Source organism: Aeromonas sp. R3-1 (assembly GCF_040908345.1).
In the GTDB taxonomy this organism is placed as follows: Bacteria; Pseudomonadota; Gammaproteobacteria; order Enterobacterales; family Aeromonadaceae; genus Aeromonas; species Aeromonas veronii.
In genome coordinates, this window is sequence record NZ_JBFODN010000219.1 from 1 (window position 1) to 6717 (window position 6717).

Sequence of the window (6717 nt, forward strand, 5' to 3'; positions counted from 1 at the left end):
GGCGACCGGCCGGGCAGGTGGCCACGTTGACGGCGGCAGTGCTGCCACCATGACGACCCGATGTGCTCACTTCGTTGCGTACCAGCGGCGGGTAGTTAACCGGCTCACGAGCAGGCAGGGCAGGGGCTTCGGCAGGGGTTGCCATCGGCGCGGATGCTTTGCGGGCACGAGCCAGCAGGCCAGCACCGTGAGCTACCTGTTTGGTCACGACCGGAGTCTCTTCCACCGCAACGGCAGCGACAGGTGCCGGGGCTTCGACAACCGCAGTTGGCATCTCGACGGCAACAGCTACAGCCTCCACAGCAGGAGTGCTGACAGCAGGGGCCTCTTCAACAACCGGAGCAGCTTCAACGATTTCAGCGGCAGCCACGTTGACAGCCGGAGCGGTGACAACGGCAACTTCCGGCTCTGCAGCAACCACGACTTCTGCGACAGCTGCAACAACCGGGCTAGCGATCACATCGGCTTGAGTTGCTTCTACCTGGGCAGCAGCCTGCTCGGCAGCTTCTTCAGCAACGGCTTCGACAACGACATGCTCGGTCAGTGCAGCAGAGGCTTGCAGGGCAGCAGCGACGGCTTCAGCGCTCGGGATGGTAACAACAGGCACGACCGGCTCTTCAACCTGCGCTTTGGCAATATCTGCCTGGGCTGCGGTGGTCAGAGTGGTGGTCTCTTGCTGTTCTTCATCACGTTGGCTACGGGCATCTTCGTTGATGCGCTTGCGGCGCTGACCTTCGATACGCTGGCTGCGCGGAGTGCGGCGTGAACGGCGCTGGCCTTCACTCTGCTCTTCCTGCTCGTTACCCACGGTAGCATCGATCACTTCAGCTTGCGCTGGTACTTCGTCAACAGGCAGGGCAGGGGTGTCAGCAGCGGCGACATCGACGCGGATCTGCTTGCGCAGTTGACGACGTTCGCGGCGCTCGGCCACTTTCTGCTCTTTCTCCTGACGTGGCTGGACGGCAGTTGCATCAACGGCGTCTACCGCTTCAACAACGACTTCGGCGCGCGGCTCACGGGGAGCACGAGGTTCACGGGCTGGACGTGGCGCTCGTTCCTGGCGCGGCTCGCGAGGTTCGCGCTCCTGACGGGGTTCACGTTCCATGCGCTGTTCGCTGCGCACTTCGCCACGGGCTTCACGCTCCTGACGAGGCTCGCGCTCTTTGCGTGGACGGCGATTGCGGTTTTCACCGGCTTCGCGGTTGCCACCTTCACGCTTCTCGCCAGCTTCCGCATTGTTGCGGTTGCCACGATTGTCGTCACGACGAGGACGCTGACCACGGCCACGGCCTTCTTCGCGCTGGTGACGTTGACCTTCATCCTTGCGTGCTTCACGAGCTGCAGGTTTCTCGGTGGGTGCTTTCACGTCGGCAGGGGCTGCATCGCTGCTGAACAGGCCGGTAATACCTTTGATCAGCTTGCTGAAGAAGCCGGCTTCGGCAGGGGCCGCAGCAACGGGTGCCGCCGCTTGTTGCGGTGCTACAGGGGCCGGTTGTGCCGGTTGGGCAAAGCCTTGCAGCAGCGGTTGCTCACGCTCGATCACCTGAGCTTGCTTCGGTTGGTAGACCGGCTTGGCAATCTCGGTTTTCAGCTCGTAGCTGGCCGCTTCCGGGATCTCGTTCTGACGAATGCGAGTCACTTCGTAGTGCGGGGTTTCCAGATGCTGGTTCGGAATGATGTAAACACGCACATCATTGCGCTGTTCCAGACTGGCGATGGCGGCACGCTTCTCGTTAAGCAGATAGGCGGCAACATCCACCGGCACCTGGCCATGAACCTGCTCGGTGTTGTCCTTCATGGCCTCTTCTTCGATGAGACGCAGGATGGACAGGGCGAGGGATTCGTTGTCACGGATCACGCCCTGACCCTGGCAACGAGGGCAGATATGGCTGCTGGATTCGTTGAGGGAGGGGCGCAGACGCTGGCGAGACATCTCCAGCAGACCGAAACGGGAGATCCGGCCCAGCTGGATGCGGGCACGATCCTGATGCACCGCTTCACGCAGACGGTTTTCCACTTCGCGCTGATGGCGAACCGGGGTCATGTCGATGAAGTCGATTACGATCAGGCCACCCAAGTCGCGCAGACGCAATTGACGGGCAATTTCGTCGGCCGCTTCCAGGTTGGTTTGCAGCGCAGTCTCTTCGATATCGCCGCCCTTGGTGGCGCGGGAGGAGTTGATATCGATGGAGGTCAGCGCTTCGGTCGGATCGATAACGATGCTGCCGCCGGAGGGGAGGCGCACTTCACGCTGGAAGGCTGATTCAATCTGGCTCTCAATCTGGAAGTGGTTGAACAGGGCGACTTCACCCTTGTACAGCTTCACACGGTTGAGGAAATCGGGACGTACCAGCTCGATATGGGCCTTGGCGCGTTCAAAAATCACCGGATTGTCGATCAGGATCTCGCCCACATCGCGACGCAGATAGTCACGGATGGCACGCACGATGACGTTGCTTTCCTGGTGGATCAGCACCGGCGCAGCGCGCTCCTGAGAGGCCTTGTGGATGGAGTCCCAGTGGTTGAGCAGAACGTTCAAATCCCACTCCAGCTCTTCCGGCGACTTGCCCACACCGGCTGTGCGCACGATCAGGCCCATGCCTTCCGGCACGGTCAATCCGCTCAGGGCCTCTTTCAGTTCAGTCCGCTCATCACCCTCGATGCGGCGGGAGATACCACCGGCACGGGGGTTGTTGGGCATCAGTACCAGGTAGCTACCTGCCAGGCTGATAAAGGTGGTGAGAGCTGCACCCTTGGTGCCACGCTCTTCCTTGTCGATCTGGACGATAACTTCCTGACCTTCGCGGACCACTTCTTTGATGTTGGGACGACCCTGATAGGAGTAACCGGAGGGGAAGTAATTGCGGGCGATCTCCTTCAACGGCAGGAAACCGTGGCGCTCGGCGCCGTAGTCGACAAAAGCAGCTTCAAGGCTGGGTTCTACGCGGGTGATCTTACCCTTGTAAATGTTCGCTTTCTTCTGCTCGTGTCCCGGACTTTCAATATCCAAATCGTAGAGCTGTTGTCCGTCAACCAGCGCTACGCGCAACTCCTCTTCTTGAGTTGCGTTGATAAGCATTCTTTTCATTGAGTTCTCATTATTGTGTCATTTTGATTTCCTCCATCTGGGTCCTGCCAGCGCCGGCCTCGGGTCTTCAGCATACTGGGGCAACCTCCCGGTTGGGGTATGCATGAGGCGCAAACTAAGGGCGTTCTGGTCATCACTTCTCGAGAAGGAATGAATAAGGATGCCGAAATGGAGACAAATAAACGGTGATGTTTGTGTTCTCCATGCGTTGTACCTCGCACCCGGGAACCGTCATGTTCTTGTATACACGGTGTTTCGGGATTGGGTGGCATACTTTTTGGCCACTTAGTACAAGGCTTGAACACAATGACAAAACCTTGTTTATTATCCCATTTAAACCTCTTTTATAGCAAGGCGCCATTTTTCAACAAACCATGCAGCCAAGGGGCGCTGGCAGTGTTAAAATCCGCGCCATGACACAGATACAACAACAAGTGCAGCTGCTCACCATCGAAGCTGAGCATGACGGGCAGCGCATCGACAATTTTCTCAAGACTCAGCTAAAGGGCGTCCCCAAGAGCCTGATCTATCGCATCCTTCGCAAAGGTGAAGTGCGGGTAAACAAAAAGCGCATCAAACCGGAGTACAAACTCTGCGCAGGTGACGAGGTGCGGGTGCCCCCCGTGCGCGTTGCCGAGAAGAATGAGCTGCCTTCAGCCAACCTCGGGGTTATACAGCGTCTGGAGAGCCAGATCCTGTTCGAAGACGATGCCATGATCGTGCTGAACAAGCCCTCCGGCATGGCAGTACACGGTGGCAGCGGCCTGAGCTTTGGCGTGATTGAAGGGTTGCGAGCCCTGCGTCCGGAAGCCCGTTTCCTCGAATTGGTTCATCGACTGGATCGCGATACCTCTGGTGTATTGCTTGTTGCCAAAAAACGCAGCGCCCTGCGCAGCCTGCATGAACAGTTGCGCGTCAAGACCATGCGCAAGCAGTATCTGGCGCTGGTTCGCGGCAAATGGCAGGCTCACGTCAAGGTGGTCAATGCGCCGCTGCGCAAAAACGACCTGCAGTCTGGCGAACGGGTGGTACGGGTCAGTGCCGATGGCAAGCCCTCCGAAACCCGGTTCCGCATCGTGCGTCAATTTGCCGAAGCGACTCTGGTCGAGTGCAGCCCCATTACTGGTCGTACCCACCAGATCCGCGTGCACACCCTGCATGCCGGTCACCCGATCGCCTGTGACGATAAGTACGGTGAAGCGGCGTTTGACGAGAATATGCGCAGCCAAGGTCTGAAACGGCTATTTTTGCATGCCTGGAAGCTCAGCTTCACCCATCCGGCCGATGGTCGCGAAATGCAGGTAGAGGCGCCGCTGGCACCTGAGCTCGACAACTTCCTCAACGGCTTGCTACGCTGATGCAGGATATCCGGCTCGCCATTTTCGATTGGGACGGCACCCTGATGGATTCGGTAGGCCGGATTGTTGCCTGTGTGCAAGGGGCCGCCAGAGATTGTGAGCTGGCAGTACCTGCACCGTCCCAGATCCGGCAGATCATCGGATTGAGCCTCGATGTCGCCATGTCCCGCCTGTTCCCCTTATGCAGTGGCGCCACGAGCGGTGAGCGCCAGATTGCCGCAATCATCGATCGCTATCGTCATCACTATCTGCACGATGCCACCCCCAGCCCGCTGTTTACCGGGGCAGGGGAGTTGCTGCATGACTGGCGGTCACGAGGGCTGCAACTGGCCGTTGCTACCGGGAAATCGCGCCGTGGGCTGGATCGGGTATTGGATGAGACCGGGCTGCGCCCGTTGTTTGTGACCAGTCGTGGGGCCGATGAGGCTCGATCCAAGCCTGATCCGCTGATGCTTGAGCAGATCCTGGACGAGTTGGAGCTTTCACCCCGCCAGGCCGTCATGATCGGCGACTCTGTTCACGATATGGCGATGGCCGAAGCAATCGCCATGCCGCGTATTGGCGTTACTTGGGGTGTAGATAGTCGGGATGCCCTCAGTCGTCACGGACCTGTGGCGGTGGTGGACTCCATGACGGCTCTTCGCGCGCTGTTGTAGACGCCTCTTTTTAAGAGACATCAATATGCTTGAGAACAGAACCCGGTGTATTAACCGGGCTTTTTATATGCTCGATCTAGCTTATCTATTTTTACCCGCAATCAGGGCAGGGCAATACCGTGGCGCTCCAGCAGCTCGATCAGGCCGATCAGTGGCAGACCGATCAAGGCGTTAGGATCGCGCCCCTCCAGCCCCTTGAACAGCACGATCCCCATTCCTTCACATTTGAAGCTGCCCGCACAATCTAGGGGCAATTCTGCCTCTACATAGCGGCGAATGGCGGCTTCATCGAGATCGCGAAAGTGGACCGTAAACGGTTCAATCAATTGATGAATCTCATTGGTTGCAGCGTTAAGTACGCACAGCCCGGTGTAAAAGGTGACGCTGCGACCTTGAGCCTCCATCAGCTGGGCGATGGCATTGTCGATGGTGCCCGGTTTGCCGAGGATGTGATTATTGCAGACACATACCTGATCAGATCCGATGATCAAGCCGTGATCACGATGTTGGGCGACAGCATCAGCCTTGGCACGAGCCAGTCTGGCCACCAGCGCCTCGGCGGATTCGCCAGCCAGTGGTCGCTCATCCACATCGGGGGCGGCACATTCAAAGGGGAGGCCGAGCTTCTCCAGCAGGGCTTTGCGATAGCGAGAAGTTGAGGCGAGGATCAGATTCTGTGGCATAATCGAGTTACCGATGAAAGCGAGTACCGGCATTCTAGGGACTTGTGACGTTAAAATCATCGGCGGTAAGGACTTTTTCCTTTGACTATCAGTTGTTGGACCTATATTATTCGCGCCCTATGCAAAAGGTGAAGTTGCCCGTTAAGGTTGATCCAGTCCGTAGTGCCTTGAAGCTGCTCGATTACATCGGGATAGTGGAAAAGTCGCAGATGCCCAGGCTGGAGGAATCAACCGCTGGCTTGCAGAGTGATATCGATGTATCACTGCACTTTGGCAAAGATGTCCAGAAGTTGACCGTTATGAAAGGCACTGCCCATGCCAAGGTTGACCTGGTTTGCCAACGTTGCGGAGAGACATTCGAACACCTCTGTGAAGCTGAATTTATCTACACTCCGCTGTTCGAAAGAACAAACGAGGAAGAACTGCCGGAAGCTTATGAGCCCATTGAGTTGGACGAAAACGGCGAGATAGATCTTCATCAAATCCTGGAGGATGAACTCATCCTCTCGTTGCCTCAAGTCGCTATGCATTCTCTGGATGCATGCCCGAGAGGAAACATGGAGATGACCTGGGGTGAAATCGAACCTGCTGATGAGCGGCCGAATCCCTTTGCAGTTCTTGAAGAGCTTAAACGTAAGTGAATTTAGGAGTTAGCCTACAATGGCCGTACAACAGAACCGTAAAACCCGTGCCAAGCGTGGCATGCGTCGTTCCCACGATGCGCTGACCACCGCTGCCCTGACTGTTGATCAGACCAGTGGCGAAATTCATCGTCGTCACCACGTGACTGCCGATGGTTTCTACCGCGGTAAAAAGGTAATCGCTTAAGGATTGCCTTTGTCTACGCAAACTGTCGCGCTAGACATCATGGGGGGAGATATTGGCCCCTCGGAAACAGTGCCTGCCGCCGTGCAGGCACTGTCTCTTTTACC

The 6717-nt window shown here is 57.4% G+C and carries 6 protein-coding genes; 4 read left to right on the top strand and 2 right to left on the bottom strand.

Going from position 1 to position 6717, the window contains the following annotated elements:
* Positions 1–3088: ribonuclease E (rne, locus tag AB5Y85_RS14190; protein WP_368221611.1), on the bottom strand; the 3088-nt coding region annotated here is incomplete at its 3' end.
* A 413-nt stretch (positions 3089–3501) separates the two neighbouring features.
* On the opposite strand from rne, the gene rluC reads away from it, so the two are divergent.
* Complete coding sequence (gene rluC / locus AB5Y85_RS14195; RefSeq protein WP_257686920.1) at positions 3502–4446, top strand: 23S rRNA pseudouridine(955/2504/2580) synthase RluC; 945 nt, start codon at positions 3502–3504, stop codon at positions 4444–4446.
* Positions 4446–5102, top strand: coding sequence for an HAD-IA family hydrolase (locus tag AB5Y85_RS14200; RefSeq protein WP_257686921.1), 657 nt, complete (start codon positions 4446–4448; stop codon positions 5100–5102). Before rluC ends, AB5Y85_RS14200 begins: the two co-directional genes overlap by 1 nt.
* 101 nt (positions 5103–5203) lie before the next feature.
* On the opposite strand, the gene AB5Y85_RS14205 is transcribed toward AB5Y85_RS14200, so the two are convergent.
* On the bottom strand, positions 5204–5785 hold the full coding sequence (locus AB5Y85_RS14205) for a nucleoside triphosphate pyrophosphatase (protein ID WP_257686922.1): 582 nt from the start codon (positions 5783–5785) through the stop codon (positions 5204–5206).
* 119 nt (positions 5786–5904) lie between these two features.
* On the opposite strand from AB5Y85_RS14205, the gene yceD reads away from it, so the two are divergent.
* Positions 5905–6426, top strand: coding sequence for a 23S rRNA accumulation protein YceD (yceD, locus tag AB5Y85_RS14210; protein WP_013723766.1), 522 nt, complete (start codon positions 5905–5907; stop codon positions 6424–6426).
* Positions 6427–6445: 19 nt separating this feature from the next.
* Positions 6446–6613: a 50S ribosomal protein L32 gene (gene rpmF, locus AB5Y85_RS14215; RefSeq protein ID WP_005300935.1), complete on the top strand. Its 168-nt coding sequence runs from the start codon at positions 6446–6448 to the stop codon at positions 6611–6613.
* Positions 6614–6717: the final 104 nt, after the last annotated feature.

Bases quoted from the DNA above. Each gene is read 5' to 3' on its own strand.
- rluC (WP_257686920.1), top strand. From the start codon at position 3,502: ATGACACAGATACAACAACAAGTGCAGCTGCTCACCATCGAAGCTGAG.
- AB5Y85_RS14200 (WP_257686921.1), top strand. From the start codon at position 4,446: ATGCAGGATATCCGGCTCGCCATTTTCGATTGGGACGGCACCCTGATG.
- AB5Y85_RS14205 (WP_257686922.1), bottom strand. From the start codon at position 5,785: ATGCCACAGAATCTGATCCTCGCCTCAACTTCTCGCTATCGCAAAGCC.
- yceD (WP_013723766.1), top strand. From the start codon at position 5,905: ATGCAAAAGGTGAAGTTGCCCGTTAAGGTTGATCCAGTCCGTAGTGCC.
- rpmF (WP_005300935.1), top strand. From the start codon at position 6,446: ATGGCCGTACAACAGAACCGTAAAACCCGTGCCAAGCGTGGCATGCGT.